The 18,453-nt window shown below is 43.0% G+C and carries 22 protein-coding genes; 12 read left to right on the forward strand and 10 right to left on the reverse strand.

Annotated features, from left to right (window positions below):
• Positions 1-49 precede the first annotated feature (49 nt).
• From ACX17N_RS13130 to coaBC, 4 genes are all read right to left on the reverse strand, one after another.
• Positions 50-664 carry an alpha-ketoglutarate-dependent dioxygenase AlkB family protein gene (locus ACX17N_RS13130; protein WP_458893017.1) on the reverse strand — a complete coding sequence of 205 codons (615 nt, stop codon included), beginning with the start codon at positions 662-664 and terminating at the stop codon, positions 50-52.
• The gene (locus ACX17N_RS13135; RefSeq protein WP_458893018.1) at positions 665-1,519 is read right to left on the reverse strand and encodes a methylated-DNA--[protein]-cysteine S-methyltransferase; all 855 of its coding nucleotides are present in this window, start codon (positions 1,517-1,519) and stop codon (positions 665-667) included.
• A gap of 169 nt (positions 1,520-1,688) precedes the next feature.
• Positions 1,689-2,069, reverse strand: a complete 381-nt coding sequence (locus tag ACX17N_RS13140; RefSeq protein WP_458893019.1) for a cytochrome b562 — start codon at positions 2,067-2,069, stop codon at positions 1,689-1,691.
• Between the two features lie 150 nt (positions 2,070-2,219).
• Entirely contained in the window at positions 2,220-3,479 is a 1,260-nt protein-coding gene (gene coaBC, locus ACX17N_RS13145; protein ID WP_458893020.1) for a bifunctional phosphopantothenoylcysteine decarboxylase/phosphopantothenate--cysteine ligase CoaBC, read from the reverse strand.
• A 112-nt stretch (positions 3,480-3,591) separates the two neighbouring features.
• Between coaBC and radC the strand changes: the two genes are divergently transcribed.
• Both radC and ACX17N_RS13155 read left to right on the forward strand, forming a co-directional pair.
• Complete coding sequence (gene radC / locus ACX17N_RS13150) at positions 3,592-4,293, forward strand: RadC family protein (protein WP_458893021.1); 702 nt, start codon at positions 3,592-3,594, stop codon at positions 4,291-4,293.
• A 66-nt stretch (positions 4,294-4,359) separates the two neighbouring features.
• A complete protein-coding gene (locus tag ACX17N_RS13155; protein ID WP_458893039.1) occupies positions 4,360-5,271 on the forward strand; it encodes a bestrophin family protein in 912 nt (303 codons plus the stop codon).
• Positions 5,272-5,333: 62 nt separating this feature from the next.
• On the opposite strand, the gene ACX17N_RS13160 is transcribed toward ACX17N_RS13155, so the two are convergent.
• A complete protein-coding gene (locus ACX17N_RS13160) occupies positions 5,334-6,185 on the reverse strand; it encodes a PHP domain-containing protein (protein WP_458893022.1) in 852 nt (283 codons plus the stop codon).
• Between the two features lie 45 nt (positions 6,186-6,230).
• On the opposite strand from ACX17N_RS13160, the gene ACX17N_RS13165 reads away from it, so the two are divergent.
• Genes ACX17N_RS13165 through mnmC form a run of 4 tightly spaced genes read left to right on the forward strand, consistent with a single transcriptional unit; the run spans position 6,231 to position 9,630 of the window.
• Complete coding sequence (locus ACX17N_RS13165; RefSeq protein ID WP_100241982.1) at positions 6,231-6,845, forward strand: inner membrane-spanning protein YciB; 615 nt, start codon at positions 6,231-6,233, stop codon at positions 6,843-6,845.
• Between the two features lie 27 nt (positions 6,846-6,872).
• Entirely contained in the window at positions 6,873-7,175 is a 303-nt protein-coding gene (locus tag ACX17N_RS13170; RefSeq protein WP_458893023.1) for a YciI family protein, read from the forward strand.
• A gap of 5 nt (positions 7,176-7,180) precedes the next feature.
• Positions 7,181-7,684: a hypothetical protein gene (locus ACX17N_RS13175; protein WP_458893024.1), complete on the forward strand. Its 504-nt coding sequence runs from the start codon at positions 7,181-7,183 to the stop codon at positions 7,682-7,684.
• Positions 7,685-7,716: 32 nt separating this feature from the next.
• A complete protein-coding gene (gene mnmC / locus ACX17N_RS13180; RefSeq protein WP_458893025.1) occupies positions 7,717-9,630 on the forward strand; it encodes an FAD-dependent 5-carboxymethylaminomethyl-2-thiouridine(34) oxidoreductase MnmC in 1,914 nt (637 codons plus the stop codon).
• A 69-nt stretch (positions 9,631-9,699) separates the two neighbouring features.
• Here the strand turns inward: mnmC and ACX17N_RS13185 are convergent, their stop codons facing one another.
• Entirely contained in the window at positions 9,700-10,014 is a 315-nt protein-coding gene (locus ACX17N_RS13185) for a rhodanese-like domain-containing protein (protein ID WP_458893026.1), read from the reverse strand.
• Between the two features lie 91 nt (positions 10,015-10,105).
• Between ACX17N_RS13185 and ACX17N_RS13190 the strand changes: the two genes are divergently transcribed.
• Both ACX17N_RS13190 and ACX17N_RS13195 read left to right on the forward strand, forming a co-directional pair.
• Positions 10,106-10,594 carry a YajQ family cyclic di-GMP-binding protein gene (locus ACX17N_RS13190; RefSeq protein ID WP_100241977.1) on the forward strand — a complete coding sequence of 163 codons (489 nt, stop codon included), beginning with the start codon at positions 10,106-10,108 and terminating at the stop codon, positions 10,592-10,594.
• Between the two features lie 31 nt (positions 10,595-10,625).
• On the forward strand, positions 10,626-11,123 hold the full coding sequence (locus tag ACX17N_RS13195) for a DUF4442 domain-containing protein (RefSeq protein WP_458893027.1): 498 nt from the start codon (positions 10,626-10,628) through the stop codon (positions 11,121-11,123).
• Between the two features lie 48 nt (positions 11,124-11,171).
• Here ACX17N_RS13195 and ACX17N_RS13200 read toward each other — a convergent pair whose 3' ends face one another.
• The 3 genes from ACX17N_RS13200 to ACX17N_RS13210 all read right to left on the reverse strand — a co-directional run bounded on the left by ACX17N_RS13200 (position 11,172) and on the right by ACX17N_RS13210 (position 12,950).
• Positions 11,172-11,540 (reverse strand): acyl-CoA thioesterase, encoded by a 369-nt coding sequence (locus ACX17N_RS13200; protein ID WP_413773013.1) that lies wholly within the window; start codon positions 11,538-11,540, stop codon positions 11,172-11,174.
• 88 nt (positions 11,541-11,628) lie between these two features.
• A complete protein-coding gene (gene trxC / locus ACX17N_RS13205) occupies positions 11,629-12,054 on the reverse strand; it encodes a thioredoxin TrxC (RefSeq protein ID WP_458893028.1) in 426 nt (141 codons plus the stop codon).
• Positions 12,051-12,950, reverse strand: coding sequence for an alpha/beta hydrolase (locus ACX17N_RS13210; RefSeq protein ID WP_458893029.1), 900 nt, complete (start codon positions 12,948-12,950; stop codon positions 12,051-12,053). The genes trxC and ACX17N_RS13210 overlap by 4 nt, the downstream gene beginning before the upstream one ends.
• Positions 12,951-13,074: 124 nt before the next feature.
• Here ACX17N_RS13210 and ACX17N_RS13215 point away from each other — a divergent pair, with 124 nt between their 5' ends.
• The 4 genes from ACX17N_RS13215 to ACX17N_RS13230 all read left to right on the forward strand — a co-directional run bounded on the left by ACX17N_RS13215 (position 13,075) and on the right by ACX17N_RS13230 (position 16,638).
• Positions 13,075-13,410, forward strand: a complete 336-nt coding sequence (locus ACX17N_RS13215) for a protein tyrosine phosphatase family protein (protein ID WP_458893030.1) — start codon at positions 13,075-13,077, stop codon at positions 13,408-13,410.
• Entirely contained in the window at positions 13,403-13,828 is a 426-nt protein-coding gene (locus ACX17N_RS13220; RefSeq protein ID WP_458893031.1) for a protein tyrosine phosphatase family protein, read from the forward strand. Before ACX17N_RS13215 ends, ACX17N_RS13220 begins: the two co-directional genes overlap by 8 nt.
• Positions 13,829-14,018: 190 nt before the next feature.
• Positions 14,019-15,188 carry a hypothetical protein gene (locus tag ACX17N_RS13225; RefSeq protein ID WP_458893032.1) on the forward strand — a complete coding sequence of 390 codons (1,170 nt, stop codon included), beginning with the start codon at positions 14,019-14,021 and terminating at the stop codon, positions 15,186-15,188.
• Positions 15,189-15,258: 70 nt separating this feature from the next.
• Positions 15,259-16,638: a dihydrolipoyl dehydrogenase gene (locus tag ACX17N_RS13230; protein WP_458893033.1), complete on the forward strand. Its 1,380-nt coding sequence runs from the start codon at positions 15,259-15,261 to the stop codon at positions 16,636-16,638.
• Here ACX17N_RS13230 and ACX17N_RS13235 read toward each other — a convergent pair.
• On the reverse strand, positions 16,628-18,223 hold the full coding sequence (locus tag ACX17N_RS13235) for a Na/Pi cotransporter family protein (RefSeq protein ID WP_458893034.1): 1,596 nt from the start codon (positions 18,221-18,223) through the stop codon (positions 16,628-16,630). The genes ACX17N_RS13230 and ACX17N_RS13235 overlap by 11 nt on opposite strands.
• Between the last annotated feature and the right edge of the window lie 230 nt (positions 18,224-18,453).

Raw genomic sequence — 18,453 nt, forward strand, 5'->3', positions numbered from 1 at the left:
TAGATAATGGCAGAGTAATTAAAAGGCTGAATTTTAAATTCAGCCTTTTTTATTGCGCGACGTTCATCATTCTAAACGTCAAATTAATACGTGCAGCAGCCACTTTTTTGCTCGGTGGTAAACGGTGCAACCAATAGCTTTGGGTTTGCCCTTTCATCACCAATAAACTGCCATGCGCCAACATCAGCTCAACTTTTTCTTGCGTCCGTTTATGCTTAAAAGCAAATTTACGCTCAGCCCCCAAACTCAAAGAAGCAATTGCAGCATACTGTTTCAGTTCCCGTTCGGCATCGCTGTGCCATGCCATGCCCTCTTCCCCTGAATGATACAAATTCAGTAAACAAGCATTAAATTTCTCACCCGTTTTCGCTTCAACCAAGACTTTTAAGGCCAATAGTTCAGGCGTCCATGGCAACGCCTGTTTGGTGGTTTTAGAATAAGTATAATCAAAAGCCTGATCGGCATACCATGCTACTTTGCGTTTGGTGACAATGGTCTTGCCAAAAATCACTGCCAGATCATTTTGCCAAGCAATGCTTTCTAATAGTCGCTGAAAATAATGATCTGCCAAAACACGATCCATAATTTGACCGTAATACTGCACACAGCCGTCATAAGGCAACAAGTTCAGACTGGAATCAAAATCAACAGGAAATAAGGACATTTAAACCTCTTCCGGATGGGCAGGGCTTTGCGCACTTTCCCAAGCCATCATCGCCATTTTACGGGTGCTGCCCCAATGATAATTCCCCAAAACCCCTGAAGCCTGAATCACCCGATGACACGGAATTAAAAAAGCCACGGGATTATGCGCCACCGCACTCCCTACGGCACGCGCGGCTTTAGGCTGACCCACATGGCAGGCCACATTGCCATAACTGACCAATTGTCCCTGTGGAATAGTTAATAAACTTTCCCAGACTTTTAACTGAAATTCAGATCCCTTTAAATGCAACTTAATCTGCTGTAGCGATTCAGATTGCCTTTGAAACAGGGCTAAGGCTTTTTGTTGCAGCTCATCCAGCTGCTGTTGATAGTGCGCCTGCGGGAATTGTGCATGCAGTTCATGTAAGGCGTGTTCATCTTGTTGTACAAAAGACAACGCACACACGCCTTTGCTTGTGGAGGCCACCAAAACCCGACCAAACAGTGTTTCAGCAAAACTATAAGAAATGGTCAGCCCAGCTCCACCATGTTTATATTCTGCAGGGCTCATGCCTTCAATCTGAATAAAAAGATCATGCAGTCGGCTAGTACTAGACAAGCCCGTCTCTACACTGGTGTGTAAGATCGAAACTGACTGTGATGAGCGCAACAAAAATTTGGCATGTTCCAGACTCAAATATTGCAGAAACTTTTTCGGACTGGTGCCCGCCCATTCTGTAAATAGCCGTTGAAAGTGTGCGGGACTCAAATGCACATGTGCGGCAATCTGCTCTAAACTCGGCTGCTGCTTAAAATGCTGTTGTATATAAGCTATCGCCTGCGCAATCCGCTGATAGTGTTGAGATGCAGACATCGCCCTTCATCCTCTGTAATTCTGATTTCACTGTAGCAAGTCTTTCCGCTGCTGCACATCCGAATCATGCTCAATTCTAGTAGCGACCTTAACGTATCAGACATAAAAAAACTGTACCGATGAAGGTACAGTTTTAGCAGCGAATAGCCGTGCTGATTCTAAATCAACATCAGTGGTGCATATAAGTCTTATGCCCTTGGTCACGTAACTCGGCAATTTTCTTGCCTTGCTTTTTCGCTTCGTCTAATTTGCCTGCTTGTACCAATGCTTTGGTTTTGTCAATTTCTACAATAATCTGGTCAAATAAAGCCGTCGAACTTGGTGCTTTTTCAGCCATATGTGCAGTCAATTTATATTGCTTGGCATGTACTGCGGCACTACGCATATTGTTCAAAGCACTGGTTGCCGCTTGTGGGGTTGAAGCTTGGTTAAAGGCTTTAAAATTTTTCCCCAAGGTACCCATGTCATCATGCAAACTTGCAGCCATAACACTATTGCTCAAGACCAAAGATGAAACCATTACGACGGTGGCTAAAGTTTTTTTAATCATGATGATGTCCTATCAAAAACTGTGGCTAAGATTATTTCGTGAGCAGCCAATACGCTAAATGTTGAAATATGCACTCAGGATTGCTGCTGTTTAGCATACATAAAAAATGCAACGAATTCGTTGCATTTTGCAAAAATAAATCCAGAGATTCTATGCTTTAGCATGCTGTAAAGCATCGTGCATGGCTTCCACCAGCTGTTGGGCAATTTCTTGTTTCGACGCCTTTTCTAAATCACGTTTATCCATGTGATAGTGATTGGCAAAAAACACGGTCATGGCATTTTCATCCGATGCAAAACCAATGTCAGCACGTGACACATCATTACATGCAATCATATCCAGTTTTTTTGCCACCAGCTTGCCGGCTGCATATTCCTCAACATTGCGTGTTTCTGCTGCAAAGCCCACCATAAATGGACGCTTTTGTTGCTGCGCGATGGTCGCCACAATATCTGGGTTTTTCACCAAGGCGATATCCAGTTCATCCCCTGATTTTTTAATTTTGTGTTCCGCCACTTCTGCCACGCGATAATCCGCTACCGCAGCTGTAGCAATAAAAATATCACAGCCTTCTTCCAGCATTTGCATACTGATATTTAACATCTGAATGGCGGAAGACACATTAATACGACGCACGCCATTCGGTGTATCCAAACTGACGGGGCCTGCAATCAAGGTAACTTTGGCACCCGCAGCATAACAGGCCGCGGCAAGGGCAAAGCCCATTTTCCCGGTACTGTGATTGGAAATATAGCGTACTGGGTCAATCGCTTCACGGGTTGGACCGGCGGTAATCACCACATGTTTACTGGCCAATAGCCCAAATTTTTCCGCAATGGCACGTTGCGCTTTATGGAAATATTCTGTCACCTGATAAGCCAAATCTTCCGGTTCAGGCATACGCCCTAAACCAACATCCCCACAAGCCTGTGAACCGGCTTCAGGCATAATCACATGCACCCCATCTTCAATCAGGGTATTTAAATTACGCTGTGTGGCTTTGGCGGCCCACATTTGCTGATTCATGGCCGGTGCCACCCAAACTGGGGCTTTGGTTGCCAGATATAAGGTACTGAGCAAATCATCGGCCAGACCTGCCGCAAACTTGGCTAAGGTATCGCAACTGGCAGGAGCAACCAACAACAAGTCCGCCCAACGCGCCAGTTCGATGTGTCCCATGCCTGCTTCTGCTTCAGGATCAAGTAATTCCGTATGCACTGGATTGCCTGACAAGGCCTGAAAGGTCAATGGGGTAATGAAGGCTTGCGCCCCTTGAGTCATCACCACACGCACATTAAATCCCTGATCCTTGAGACGACGAACTAAAATGGCACTTTTATAGGCTGCAATACCGCCTGTTACCGCCAAAATGATGTTTTTATTTGGAATTACACTTAAATCAAAGCTCACAAACAGTATACCTTTCTGTTGCAGTGGCGCTCACAATAGCATTAAATATCCGCATACCCAAGTGACTGACTGGGGTAAAACTTGATAATAAACATGAAAAAGCTCAACAAAAATGAATCTATCGATCAAACATTGGCCTGAACAGGAGCGTCCTCGTGAACGCTTATTACAACAAGGGGCAAATAGCCTTTCAGATGCAGAATTATTGGCGATTTTTCTTCGTTCTGGCTCTCAACAGCATTCTGCCGTAGAACTGGCAAGACTCCTGCTTCAGCATTTTGGCGGGCTGGCACCTATTCTGAATGCGGAACTGCCCCAGCTCAGTCAGTTTCATGGCATTGGGGCCAGCAAATATTCACAGCTCATGGCGGTCAAAGAACTGGGACGGCGTTACGTGGCGCAGCAATTACAGCAACAAAGCCTCGCGCTGCAAAACTCCAGTCAGCTTTTAGATTATCTGCGCTTTGAATTATTAGGGGAAACACAGGAAGTATTTGCAGTGCTGTGTTTGGATAGCCAACTCCGTAAACTGAACTTTAAAAAGTTATTCTTTGGTTCACTCAACTACTGTTCCGTGTCGCTGAATCAATTACTGCGTTATGCGCTGCAACAGCAAGCCAGTTCAATTGTAATTGCGCATAATCATCCTTTCGGGCAAGCCCGCCCTTCCGCAGCCGATATTACCTTAACCCAGCAGATTCAGCAGGCTTGCCAACTGCTAGAAATCCAGCTAATTGACCATTGTATTATCGCAGCCACGGGCAGTTTTTCCTTTGCTGAACAGGGCTTGATCAAGTCTGCTCAAAGCGATTGAGCAGATATTGACAAAAGCCAGATGACAGAACAAGATCAACAAAAAATATACGATGAAAAATACCACATGATTGTGCGAGAACAGCCCGACGTCTTTAAAATTCTGTTTTCTTGGCGCGGTACCATCCTCCCCAAAGTCCTGCCACCTTTGGGCGTGGTTATGCTCATTTCCGCCATTGTCGGCGGTCTATCTCATATTGGTTATTTTCAATTCCCCGAATTGCCTTTGGTCGGCTTTACCCTGATTGGTGTGGTGCTGTCGATTTTTCTCGGTTTTAAAAATACTGCCTGCTATGACCGCTGGTGGGAAGCCCGTAAACTGTGGGGCATGCTCATTGCCAATGCCCGGCATTTTGACCGCAACTGCCGAATCCTCACTCAGGCACGACGCGAACGGGTGATTCAGCATGTGATTGTGTTTGCCAATGTATTGCGTGACCGCCTTCGCCATCAAACTGAAAATCCTACCGAGCTGACTGAAACCACAGGCTTAAGCCCACAAGCCTTGGCACAGCTCTATCAACAGGCCAATGCACCGCAGTACACGCTCAGTTTAATTCAGTGGGAACTGATGCAAGCCTTAAAAGAAGGTGAAATTTCCGATATTATTTATGCGCAAATGAATGAACATGTGGCCGAGATGAGTTTAGTGCAAACGGGCTGTGATCGCATCGCCACCACGCCACTGCCTTTTGCCTATTCGGTTTTACTTAACCGTACCGTTTATTTTTTCTGTTTTATGCTGCCTTTTAGTTTAGGGGCAACACTCGGTTTAGCCACACCACTCTTGGTTGGTATTTTGGCCTATACCTTCTTGGGTTTAGATGCCTTGAGTTCAGAAATTGAAGAGCCCTTCGGCACACAAAGTAATGACTTACCTTTAGATGCCATGGTGCGCACCATTGAGATTGAATTGCTCGGCACCTTAGGTAAACCGACCCCGCCACCGATTCAGGCTCGTGACCACAATTTGCTTTAAACCATCCAGCCCAGCCAGCGAGCGTTTTTCTTTCTGGAATAACGCTCGGGCGACATCCCTAATTAAACGAAACTTTCCCAAATCCCAACTTGCCCCGGCTTGACCACAGGAATATGCCCCAGTTTAATCCAAGGCATGTTTTCACCATGATAATCACTACCCACGGATACTTTTAAACCGTGTTCTGCAATCATGCGATCGACCATCTGCCGTGTTGCAGGAGGATCAATCTGCGGTGGCAACTCCACGGCATCGCCACCCGATTGCGCAAACAATTCAATTAAATAACGCACATTGGTTGCAGACAAATCATAACGCGTGGGATGCGCCAATACCGCAAAACCCTGACTGGCATGAATCGCTTGAATGGTTTCTTGCAGCCCGAGTCCATCAAACTTCACATAGGCTTTTTTGCCTTCTTTAATATATTTATCGAACGCTTGCTGTACCCGGCTCACAATGCCCTTTTCGACCAAGGTTTTGGCAATATGGGTTCGGGTAATCCGGTCAGCTTCGCCTTCCACTTTAGCCAAGACATCGACATAAATATCCTGACCAATCAATGGCGTCAGTAAACTGCAAATCTGCTCGGCACGTTGGGCACGGATCTGTTTTTGTTGTTGCAAGACCGCCAATAACGGCGCAGGCTGCTGCATGTTTAATGCCACAATATGCACACTGTAGCTTTTCTTGGTGGCGGGACGTGACCATTGACTGGAAATCTCGACGCCTGAAATCAACTTGATGTCATAGCCTTGTGCAATTTGCTCAGCCACAACTAAACCGTCCATCGTATCGTGATCGGTCAATGCCAGCGTATGGATGCCTTTTTCATGCGCGGCATGCACCAACTGCTCTGGTGACAAAGTTCCATCAGAAATATTACTGTGTGTATGTAAATCTACGCCAAGCATCACTTATACTAAGCCACTTTCTTAAACAGATTCAGATACTCTAACATGAAAGCACTTTTAGACTTTGTGCCACTCATTATTTTCTTTTATTTATATAAGACGGTAGATCCAAAAGACACTCAGCATCCTTTACTACAATTAATTGGTTCAGCAGGTGGTGTCGACAATAATAATATCTTGGTGGCAACCACAGGCTTAATTCTTTCCATGCTGGTGGTTTATGGTGCGCTGTTCATCATGCAAAAATTCCGTTTGGATAAGCAACAATGGATTGTGTTGTTTATGACGGTGATTTTTGGCGGCATCACCCTGATGTTGAGTGATGATTTTTATATTCGTTTAAAAGCCGCTATTTTGAACATGGTGTTTGCTGGTGCCTTCCTCTTATCGCCTTATTTTAGTAAGGATCGTACCCCGCTAATTAAACGTTTATTTGCCCCGATTTTTAATTTGGGTGAACAAGGCTGGAAGCGACTGAACTATGCCTGGGCAGCCATGTTTGCGGTGATGTCGGGTTTACATGTCTTTTTCGCCTTCTTATTTATGAACGGAAAATATTGGGGCGAATTTACCGCTTTTGGTGACATGCTGGTGATGTTTTCCTTTATCATTATCCAGTTTATTGTATTACGTAAATACTTTAAGTCTTCTGAAGATTAATATTCGATTAACGCACAGAGAATCATCATGCCATTATTTGTTGTGACCTGTACCGATCAAGAAGGTACCGTAGAAAAACGTCTTGCAGTACGCCCTCAACATCTAGAACGTTTAGAAAAATTAGATGCGGAAGGTCGCCTGATTGTGGCCGGTGCCATGCCTAAAGATCCAAGTAATCCTCAAGCTGGCTTTTACGGCAGTACCATTATTGTCGACTTCGATAGCCGTGAAGCACTTGATGCATGGCTACAAGATGAGCCTTTCTTAAAAGAAGGTGTCTATGCTCAAATTGAAGTTAAACCTTTTAACAAAGCGTTTCCTAAAGGATAAAATTCATGCGCGCTGTTGTTCCTAGTTTACTGGGTCTTACTTTACTGTGTTCTGCTGCTTGGGCAGTCGAACCTGCAACAACTTCTCCTGCTCCTGCTGTAGCGCCTGCTGCACCTGCTCCAACAGCGCCACCCACTCTTCCTGCGGACAAACCCCGTGTCATTCCTGCCGTGGCAACCGTGAATCCAACAGGACAACCACAAGATGCTCAACCCCTGACCGCAGAACAAATTGCCAAGAATAAAGCCTTACAAGACTTAAAAATCAAGGCCTTAGTCAAAGACCAATCCATGCGTTTACAACAGTTGGAAAAGGCCAATTTAGAAGCCCTGACGCAAAATCAAGAATTGCAGTTAAAAAATGACAATTTAGGGGTGCAGGTTCAGGTGTTACAAAGTGAACGCAGTGCCCAAATGTTTATCTATGGTGCGGTAACCCTTGCCGTGGGCGTACTACTCGGCTTCTTAATTGCCAGTTATGTCCATACCAAACGTCGTCGCCAATGGTAATTTATTTCGATTTCACTTAAAGGTTGTTGCTTTTGTCTCACGCTATACAGACGGCTGATCTCGATTGGCATCATGTGGATGGTATTGATGTACCGGTGTCTAAACAGTTTGGCGATGTCTATTTTTCCAAAGATAATGGATTACTCGAAACACGTCATGTCTTTTTAGCCGGCAATGATCTTGCCCCGCGTTTGGCAAATTTACAGCCTTATGAATATTTTGCTGTGGGTGAAACGGGCTTTGGCACAGGCTTAAATATATTGGCACTCTGGCAGATGTGGCAACACTGCCGTCCCGATAATCACAGCCATCTGCATGCCATCAGTGTAGAAAAGTTTCCACTGTCCAAGTCAGATTTAATTCGTGCATTGAATGCTTGGCCTGAGCTAAAACCGTTGGCAGATCAACTGATTCAACACTATCCTTTGCCGCTCGCAGGCTGCCATCGCCTTAATTTTCCTGAAGAACGCTTTAGCCTCGATCTTTGGCTAGGGGACGCACACGATGTTTTTCCCGTCATGGAAAAAATTCATCCCATTAATGCTTGGTTTTTAGATGGCTTTGCGCCTTCCTGTAATCCCGACATGTGGCAAGAACAGGTCTTGAATCATATCGTGCGACTGTCGGACTATGGCACGACCTTTGCCTCATTTAGTGTCGCAGGCGTGCTTAAACGTGGACTTAAGCAACACGGCATCCAGATTACTCGCCCACGCGGGTTTGGACATAAACGGGAAATGCTTAAAGCCTGCTGGATGGCACCTGAACCCGATCAGCATAGCCAATTATCAGAGCAGGTGGTGATACCCTCTATGGGTTCTAACAGCCATAAACAGCGTCATATTGCGGTGATTGGTGCGGGCATTGCAGGTTTAAGCTGTGCTTGGGCATTTGCTCAGCGTGGACATTCGGTAAGCATCTATGACCAAACTGCGCCACTCGCAGGCGGGTCAGGCAATCCCCTAGCTTTACTCAATCCCAAACTGTGCCCGATTGAGCAAAGCCATGAACATTTGATGACCTTGGCTTGGCAACATGCACTACGCCACTATGCTCAGTTTCAGGCTTTCCGCCCAATACAAGTCAATCAAATGGCCTTAAAAAATGCCGAAGATTTACTCTCTTTAGCCAATGAATATCCTGAACAGGTACTTGGTCGTTCAAGCGCTGAAGACAGCCTACTCGAAACCCAGTTTCCAAGCTTAAATCTCTTGCAAGCAGGGGTAGTTTCTCCACATGCTCTACGCGATCAGATTCTGCAACATCCTCTCATTCAATTTCAGCAAGCTACGGTTAAAAATTTCCTAACCGATCACACTGTACAAGTGTTCGATACCCAAGATCAGTGTTTAGGTGATTTTGATCATGTGATTGTGTGCTGTGCACGACAAAGCCAAGCCTTTTTTGAACAGTATCCGCTCCTCAAACCAATTCGCGGTCAGGTCAGCTGGCTCAATAATCCAACCCAACCCTTAGCGAGCGAGCAAGCCTATAGCTATGGTGGCTATTGCATGCAGCTTGACCCGGATCACTTGATTCTTGGCGCATCTTTTTATCCGAATCGGGAGGATGATGAGGTCTTGGCTGAAGACCATGTGCATAACTTTAATCTTATCCACAGTGTCTTCCCAAATTATGCACAATCCCTGCCACCAACCTCAACTTGGCAAGGCCGAGCTTCTGTAAGAGCACAAACTCAGGATTATTTCCCCGTGTTGGGACGTTTGGATGAATCTAGTGAAATTTACAGTTTGGCAGGCTTGGGATCGAAAGGTTTCCTGTTTGCACCGCTGTGCAGTGAAATTTTGGCAGCCCAAATTCTGTCAGAAGTGTGCCCTGTTCCACGTCAACTGTTACAAAAACTGCATATTCAGCGTTTTATGAAAAAACCTAAAGCGAAAAAGCCTTATTTTAAAGCTCAGCCCCATGCGCAAGCTAAAAGTTGATCTGATTGTTTGAGAATACTGCTGTTCTTCTTCATTTACGAAAAAAGCGCCAGAAGGCGCTTTTTTTGATCAGGTTCCTTGTACTAAAGGCAACCCCGCATCACGTGCTGCTCGGGTACCTCCCATTAATATAACGTATTCACGAGAAGCATCAAAACCATCTAGCAATTCCGCAGCACGAGGTGCTTTACTACCACCGCCACACAGAATATAAATCGGCTGATCCGCAGACACCTGAGTCAAACAGTCTGCTGACAAGCCCGTAATTGGCTGATTAACAGCACCCTTTACATGGGCTTCAGCATAAGCACTTGCGTCACGGACATCCCAGATGATGGCATCTTCTGGGAACTCAAATGTTGTAATTTCTTGTTTACGGATCATTGCGCACTCCTTTGATGTAAACAACACTTGGCAAATGAAGAAAACATCCCTAGCATCTCAGATATTCTTTCCATTTGTAAAGGTCTATTCTATGCCATCTTTCGATATTGTTTCAGAATTAGAGATTTTTGAAGTAAATCATGCGGTTCAAAACACGCAAAAAGAAATTGCCACACGTTTTGACTTCCGCGGACAAGATGTTTCAATTGAACTTAATGAAAAATCTAAAGAAATTAAAATCAGTACCGAAAGCGACTTCCAATGTGAACAAGTGTATAACATGCTGGAAAATCATTTCTATAAGCGAAAAGTGGATGTACAAGCACTTGACCCACAAAAAGCAACGGCTTCAGGGAAAAATGTGGTTCAAGTCATCAAGTTGAAAGACGGTCTTGACTCTGATACTGCGAAAAAAATTAATAAAGCCATTAAAGAAAGCGGCATTAAAGTGCAATCATCTATTCAAGGTGACAAAATTCGTGTGACCGATAAAAAGCGCGATACATTACAGCAAGTAATGAATTTCCTGCGTGAACAACAATTTGGACTTCCATTGCAATTTAATAACTTTAAAGACTAATGTGAAGCCATCAAACCTCTAGAGGCATGATATGACCCAAGGCAATCGTTTATCCAAACTAGTCAAAGCCACTTCCAAATTTCCACAAGGGATTCGAAGTACTCTTTGGAGTAAAGCCTTTGGTCGTATTGTGCCGATGGTCGGTACAGCCAACATTCGTTATCTAGCAGTCGATCAACACCATGTGGTGGTGCGTATTGAAAATCAACGCAATATGCAAAACCATATTAAAGGGGTACATGCGGCGGCGATGGCGTTATTGGCTGAGACTGCGACAGGATTTTTAACCGGTTTACATGTACCAGATAATCGTATTTTGTTGATTAAGAGCTTACATGTCGACTATTTAAAAGTGGCTCAAGGTGGGCTTACTGCCACGGCCAGTTTAAGCCCAGAACAACAAAAGTTTATTGCCGAGCAGGAAAAAGGCGAATTGCTGATACCGGTCACCGTGATTGACGATGCCGGCAATGAACCGATTCAATGCCAAATGCTTTGGGCTTGGCTGCCTAAACGCAAGTCGGCTTAGGACTAGATGCAAAAAAAACCAGCAAATTGCTGGTTTTTTTATTGAAACTTAAGCCGATTGAGTATTCATAAACTTCTGTTTCACTTCTTCTGGAATCTGACGCTTGTTGCCTTTAACATCGACCGCAACAAAGGTAAATACCCCTTCCGTCACCCGTTTGGCTTCACGAGAACTGTCATGGCTGTCCCAGACTTCAATTTGCATTTGAATCGAAGTATTGCCGACTTTTAAAATTTTGGTATAGCAACTAATCACATCCCCAACTTTGACTGGAACCAGAAAAGTCATTTGATTAATTGAAATTGTTGCACAGCGCCCTTTACTAAAGCGTTCTGCGTGGATTGCTCCTGCCAAGTCCATTTGTGACACAATCCAGCCACCAAAAACATCACCACTCCAGTTGGTATCTGCTGGCATCGCGATGGTTTGAAGAGACAACGTCCCTTCTGGTTTTACATGAATATCTGACACGGTTTCTCCAAGCCTATTATGCTTTGACTAGGCATTAGACATTTAAATGTTGATCCAGCCACTGTTGTAGTTCACTCGATCTTAGCGCACCGCTTATTCTAGCAATTTCATTGGTTTTATTCATCAACACCAGTGTTGGAATACTACGCACATGGAATGCACTGCTCAAACGAGGAGACTCTTCAGTATTAATTTTGGCAAAAATCACACGAGGGTTCTGTTTTGCCACGGCTGAGAAATGAGGAGCCATCATTTTACACGGTCCGCACCACTCTGCCCATAAATCAATCAAAATAGGTAAATCACTGTGCATGATAAACTGACTAAAATTTTGCTCATTCAAATCAATCGGTGCTAAGGGAATCAGAGGCTGATGGCACTGACCACAGCTCGGCTGTGCTTCTATTTTTTCTTCAGGGACCCGATTTTTCGCGAAACAAGAGGGGCATACAATAATCATGAGCTGACTCCAATGTGTTGGTGTAAGAATTCTAATTGGGTCGAAATGGCTTTTTCAAACCATGGATGATGATAAATATCAAAATGTTTCATATCCCATTCATAATATTGTACAAATGGGGCTATATTGGTTGCCGCTTCGCGACTCGATGCTATCGGCATAAGACTGTCTTCTTTAGCCGCAATAAATAACACAGGCACATTAATTTTACGGACTTCCTGAATGGGGCGATAGCGAATTAAATTAAAGAACACCCGTGCTGGAATTTCACCACTCCAATAACAATCCGGATGTACAATCGATGAATATCCCGCATAACTGTCTTCTGTCGGCATAAAGCTTAAATCATGCAAACTGACCACAGGCATGGTTTTCGCACTCATCCCCACTTTTGCGCCCATATAATCCTGACTTGAAATTTTTAACGCTTTAGACAATTGTGGAATCGGATAAAGCTTTGCTAACTCTCCCCCATCCACCATGGGAACTTGTACCATCACCGCTTGAATATTTTTTAATTCACTAGCAAGACTCAGTACATATCCTCCGCTCAGACCAGTGCCCCAAAGAATCATGCGACGCGGATCAATCGATTTCCTTTCTTGCACATGTGCAATCATGGTCTTCCAATCTTCTAACTGTGATTTAATCGAAACCAGTTCACGCGGTCGCCCCGTGCTCCCACCCCAGTAGCGATAGTCAAATAACACCACGGCATAACCCGCCTGAGCAAACTGCTTCGCATATTGCACCAATTTGAATTGTCGTAATCCAGCCAAACCATGTGCCATTAAAATGACTGCAGGCTTGGGTACAGTTTTAGGCCGATAAAAATCAGCCGCCAGTACCTCTTGACCACTTTTGACATATAAAGGTTCGACCGTATAAGCGTGCATACGCGCTCCAGTACGTTATTTTATGGTTGTAATCGTTTATAAAAATTTCAATGGATTAAACTGTCGATTCAGCTTAATGCTATCATAAAGCATATCGTGTTTAATTGGATGATGGAGTGACACAATGAGTGAAAATGTAGGCTTCGCAGGTCAAATTGGTCCTGAACATGTTGAACAGGTTGTCGAGAAAGGCTTTAAATCGATTATCAATAACCGCCCAGACATGGAAGGCGGACCTGAGCAACCCACCAGTGCTCAAATTGAAGAAGCGGCTCGCGAAGCTGGACTCGATTATGTTTACCAACCTGTCGTTGCTGGTCAAATCACCGAGTTAGATGTGCGCACCTTTGCCAATCACTATAATGAATTACCTAAGCCGGTATTAATGTTCTGCCGCACGGGTAACCGCTCGAATAATTTATATCAATTAGCAAAACAAATGGATTTGCTAGATGACTAAGCGATTCATGGCTGCTTGCCTGTTCGGAAGCAGCTTAATTTTTAATACCGCTCTCTTTGCTCAAAAAGCACCCAATCCTCAAGTTCTAAATGAAAATCTTACGGTTTCAGGCCAGCTTGACAGTAAAACATTTCGACTGTTGCTTCAGCAAGGATTTAAATCTGTAATTGTCAATCGTCCTGATCAAGAGCAAGGTAATACTATTAGCGTGAGTCAATTACGGAGTATTGCTGAGCAAGCACATGTGAGTGTGATTTATCAGCCGATTGAAACAGCACAAGTTAGCCAAACAGATATTATTGAATTTGCCAAATATTATAACGAGCTGCCCAAACCAATTTTAATGATCTGTAAGAGTGGATACCGTTCTAGTGAACTCTTTCTTCAGGCCAAAAAACAAGGATTATTACGTGACTAAACTGATGACGATTCTGATTTTCACTTTTCTGTTGGCTGCATGTAGCTCAATGGATATACGCCCTACGGTGGGTGTGAGTGTAGGAACGGCTATATAATCAAGCTGCTCTTTTTATTTATCATTCTAAATATGCTATCGTTTCGCTTCAATTCTTTATAAATAATGATACATAATTTAGAGGGTATTTTTGATGAAATCATTAAAAGGGGTTCTTGTCCTTTCATTAACAAGTTTACTTTATGCTTGTGGCGGTGGAGGAAGTGACGGTTATTATAGCACTTCCAATACTACGGATAATAATACGGACACACCTACAACAGAGAATACTACTGCTGCAGAAACACTTTCCCTATTAAAACAAGAAGGACAATATTTATTTGGCAATTATGATCCTAATGATGTAACAACATCGAAAGGATATATTGATCATGCCATGGATACATTTTCTCAAGGACCACTACAATTAGCAATAGATGCTAAAAAGGCATTTGATGCAGATAACAGTAACTTCGAATACCGTGAAAAGTGCATGGATTCAGGTCAATATGCAAATACTGGTTGTTATATTTTATATGGTGATACCAAAATTAAAGCAGTCTTAAATCCAATCACTGCGAATAAATATCAAAACTGGGATTTTGATGTTAATGATGATGAAATTTCTGGAATGAAGCTATCAGTTGAGCAAATTGATCATTACACTGGTAAAACCATGATTATCATTTTTGATAATCAAAATGCAGATAAGAAGTATAATGATATTTGGGTGACTGGCGTTTTTGGTTATCCGTATAAACAATCTTGGGGCTTAAGCCAAGAAGACCAAGTTAGAATTGTTTCCATGAATGAAGCTGATACTAACTACCAAGTAACTATTACTTATGCCGACCAGACCAGTGAAACTAAGGGTGCTTTGAGTATTTATAAAGACCCAACCTCAACTGAAGGTGATTTATATGTTTTACAAAATAACTCAGGTTTTGATGTTTTAATCAATGACAATCCAAATACACCTGAAGTCGAGCCTGTTTCTTTTACAATTAATTCAGTGCCTGGGGATAGCAACAGTTTAGCGACCTTTAGAAAAAGCACCTCAGGAGTTCAAATCTTAAATATCCCAAGTGTAACCGCACTTTCTGGCACCCGTATTGAAAATGAAGTGCCTTCCTCTAATACTCAAAGTTTCACGGGCAGTATATATTTAGAAGGAAATAATATTTTTACTTTCAAAAATGCTTTAAATGGTGAAATACTCAAATTTAAGCATGTATTTAATGAAATTACGTTCGAAGGTCAGTCAATTAATCGTAATGGCGTAATAGAAACAACATTAACAAAACCCCAAGGAGTGAAATTCTAACTCCTAAATAAAAGTGTAAACAAATCATTTTATAAGGATTTGTTTACACTGTTTCTATAAAGGCTAAACAATGTACGACATAATTATTATTGGTGCAGGCACAGCAGGACAAGCCGCATATAAAGAAGCAATCAAACATACCTCAAATATTCTAATTATTAATGCCGGATATTGGGATACAACCTGTGCGCGTGTCGGCTGTATGCCCAGTAAAATACTGATCAGTGCTGCAAACCAATTACATGATGCTCAATGTCTTAACAAGGTCGGTGTACATGCTCAATTAGATGTGGATACCCGCCACGTCATGTCACATGTCAGACAATTAAGAGATCGTTTTACTGCAGCCACGTTAAAAGATGTTGCACGCTGGGAAGCCACACATAAAATAACGGGTCATGCCCATTTTATTAATGCAACAACGATTGAAGTCAATCAACAACACTATCAAGCAAAAAGCTTCGTACTGGCTGTAGGTTCTAGCCCTAGTATAAATCCAGAGTGGAAAAAGGAACTTGACTCAAAACTGATCACTTCGGATGAAATTTTCGAATTAGAACATTTACCGCGCTCTATTGCAGTCATAGGGAGCGGTGTAATTGCCCTAGAATTGGCTCAAGCCTTACAACGACTTCAGGTTCAAACCACTATTTTTGCCCGCAGTAGAAAAGTAGGAACGCTAACAAGCCCACATCTACAACAACAGGCGCAAGATATTATAAGTCAGGAACTAGACATCAAGTTTGAGGTATTACCTCATCAAGTGCGAAACACCATTAAAGGCGTGCAATTAAGCTATCAACAGCATGAACAAGAACACCAACTGATGGTGGATTATTTACTGGTCGCTACGGGTCGTCACAGCTTATTAGAGTCTTTGGCACTAGACAGGATTAACCCTGAATTTATTGACATTAAGCACTTACCCATAGATCCCGAAACCAAACAATTAGGTTCATATCCTATATTTATAGCAGGCGATGCTCACACTACGACTCCGATTCAACATGAAGCTGCCCATGATGGTCGTCAAGCTGTGCGCAACTGTTTAAAGCCTGAACTTAAGTATACTCAACCATTGACACCAATCGGTATTGTTTTTTGCGAACCAGAAATGGCCATAGTAGGACAAAGTTTTAAACAACTACAAAATAAGAATATGCCCTTTGTTGTCGGAACAGCATCCTTTGAGCGTCAAGGTCGTGCCATGGTTCTGGGTAAAAATCAGGGTGCTATCGAGGTTTACATCCATGCTGAAACACAACAGCTATTAGGTGCTGAGCTCTTTATCCCTTCCGCTGAACACTTGGCCCATCTCTTGGCTTGGATGATTGCTGAAGGAACTGATCTCGACCAGCTCCTCAAAAAGCCTTTTTACCATCCCACTCTAGAAGAAGGCTTACGTACTGCCTTAAAACATGCTCGACGGCAGCTCAATGCTAATCTGTAGTGGATTCCGCATCCTGCTTTAACAAAAGTGTAACCCGCTGAGTATGTGCAATTAAATGTACAATCCAACGCTGTGCCGCAAGTAAATCTAAGGTTTGAGCAGCCGTCAGCTGATGGTTAACAGAGGCATGCATAATTTTTTGTCTTAAAAAGACTTGTTGCTCATTACTTGATTGCTCCAAACCAACCAATTCATTGACCAAATCGACTGGGAATTTAGCGAATGGCTCAGTCTGTAAATATGCAATTTGCTTTTCTAAATGCTCGGCCAAAGCCAACGGTAACTCTTGTAAAATCTGCTGCTTCTTTAATAAATCGATTTGCGTTACTTCTTTTAAGTCATTCCGTAAGACTCTGGTGTATACCATCAAGCGCAGTAAGAGAATTAAATGCTGTTGATCCGCTGAAGATTGTGGCACCGACATCTCATTTAAATATGATTCAACGGTTTTCAACGTGCTATCTAATTCATTGGTATTAATCATAGGTGTGACAATCTCACCACGAATAAATTTAATAAAAAGACGATAAATATCAGCGATGGAATGCAGGAGTACTCGTTCAGTAGCAGCAATTGCCAGTGCGGGTACACTATAAAGAGAATCGTCCAGATAACGTGTTAAAGAGACCTCATGTTCAGGCAACAGTTTGACCAATATCTGCTCAAACGCATGAATAAAAGGCATAAAAATTAAAGCACCAAGTAAACTAAAACAAGTGTGAAATGCCGCAACTATCAAAACTTGATCAATCGAATGGATCAATGGGACATGTTGATAAAGCCATAAAAATCCAGGGGACAACAGGGTAAACGCAAAGACCGCTGTCACCACGTTAAAAATCACATGCACCGCTGCTGTACGCTTCGCACTGGTGGTCGCCCCAATCGCAGCTAAAATTGCCGTTACGACTGTACCAATATTTTGACCAATCACCAGAGTTAAGGTTTGTTCTAGATTAATCGCTTGACTGGCTAAGGCTGCTAAAGTTGCGGTAATTGCGGCACTAGATGATTGCAATAAAATTGTCATCGTGAAACCAATCAGTACCAAAAATAGACGACTGAATAGGCTTTCTGCAGACCACTGACTTAAATCGACTGTAGCAGCAACACCAGCCATCGCTTGCTGTAAGATATCAATCCCAAAAAATAATAAGCCAAATCCAGCGATGCTCATCCCCAATAACGCCAGTTGATCCTTGGCTAATAGTTTCAGCAGTGCACCGAATGCAATTAACGGTAAAGCAAGTTTCGCGATAGAAAATTTTAAGCCCAATAAAGCCACCATCCAGCCTGTACTGGTTGTACCAATATTGGCTCCGATAATCACTCCAATCGCATGACTAAATGTTAAGACCCCTGCACTGACAAAACCAATCGTTGCCAAGGTCGTAGCCGTAGAGGACTGCACCACCATGGTTATCGTCATGCCAGAAAACATCGATTTTAACGGTGCATCAGTAAAGCGAATCAGCCATCGTCTTAAAGCCTCTCCTGCAAGTGCTTTCAGGCTGTCCGTCATTAAATTCATGCCAAGCAAGAATAAGCCAATGCCACCGAAAAGTTGTAATAGGGTATTGAGCACGATTTACCTCTATTTATAATTGTAATAATGAATGTACTTATCATACTTATAATTCAGCACAAATTAGCACTTATCTATTTATTTTTAATTCTTCTTAATTTGATTATTTTCCTTATTTCCCGCACATAAAAAAACACCCCCTGTTGATTAACAGGGGGTGTTTAGAATTAATGAGCTGGCGATGACTTACTCTCACATGGGTAACCCCACACTACCATCAGCGCTAAGAG

The organism is Acinetobacter sp. GXMZU3951, from assembly GCF_054457875.1.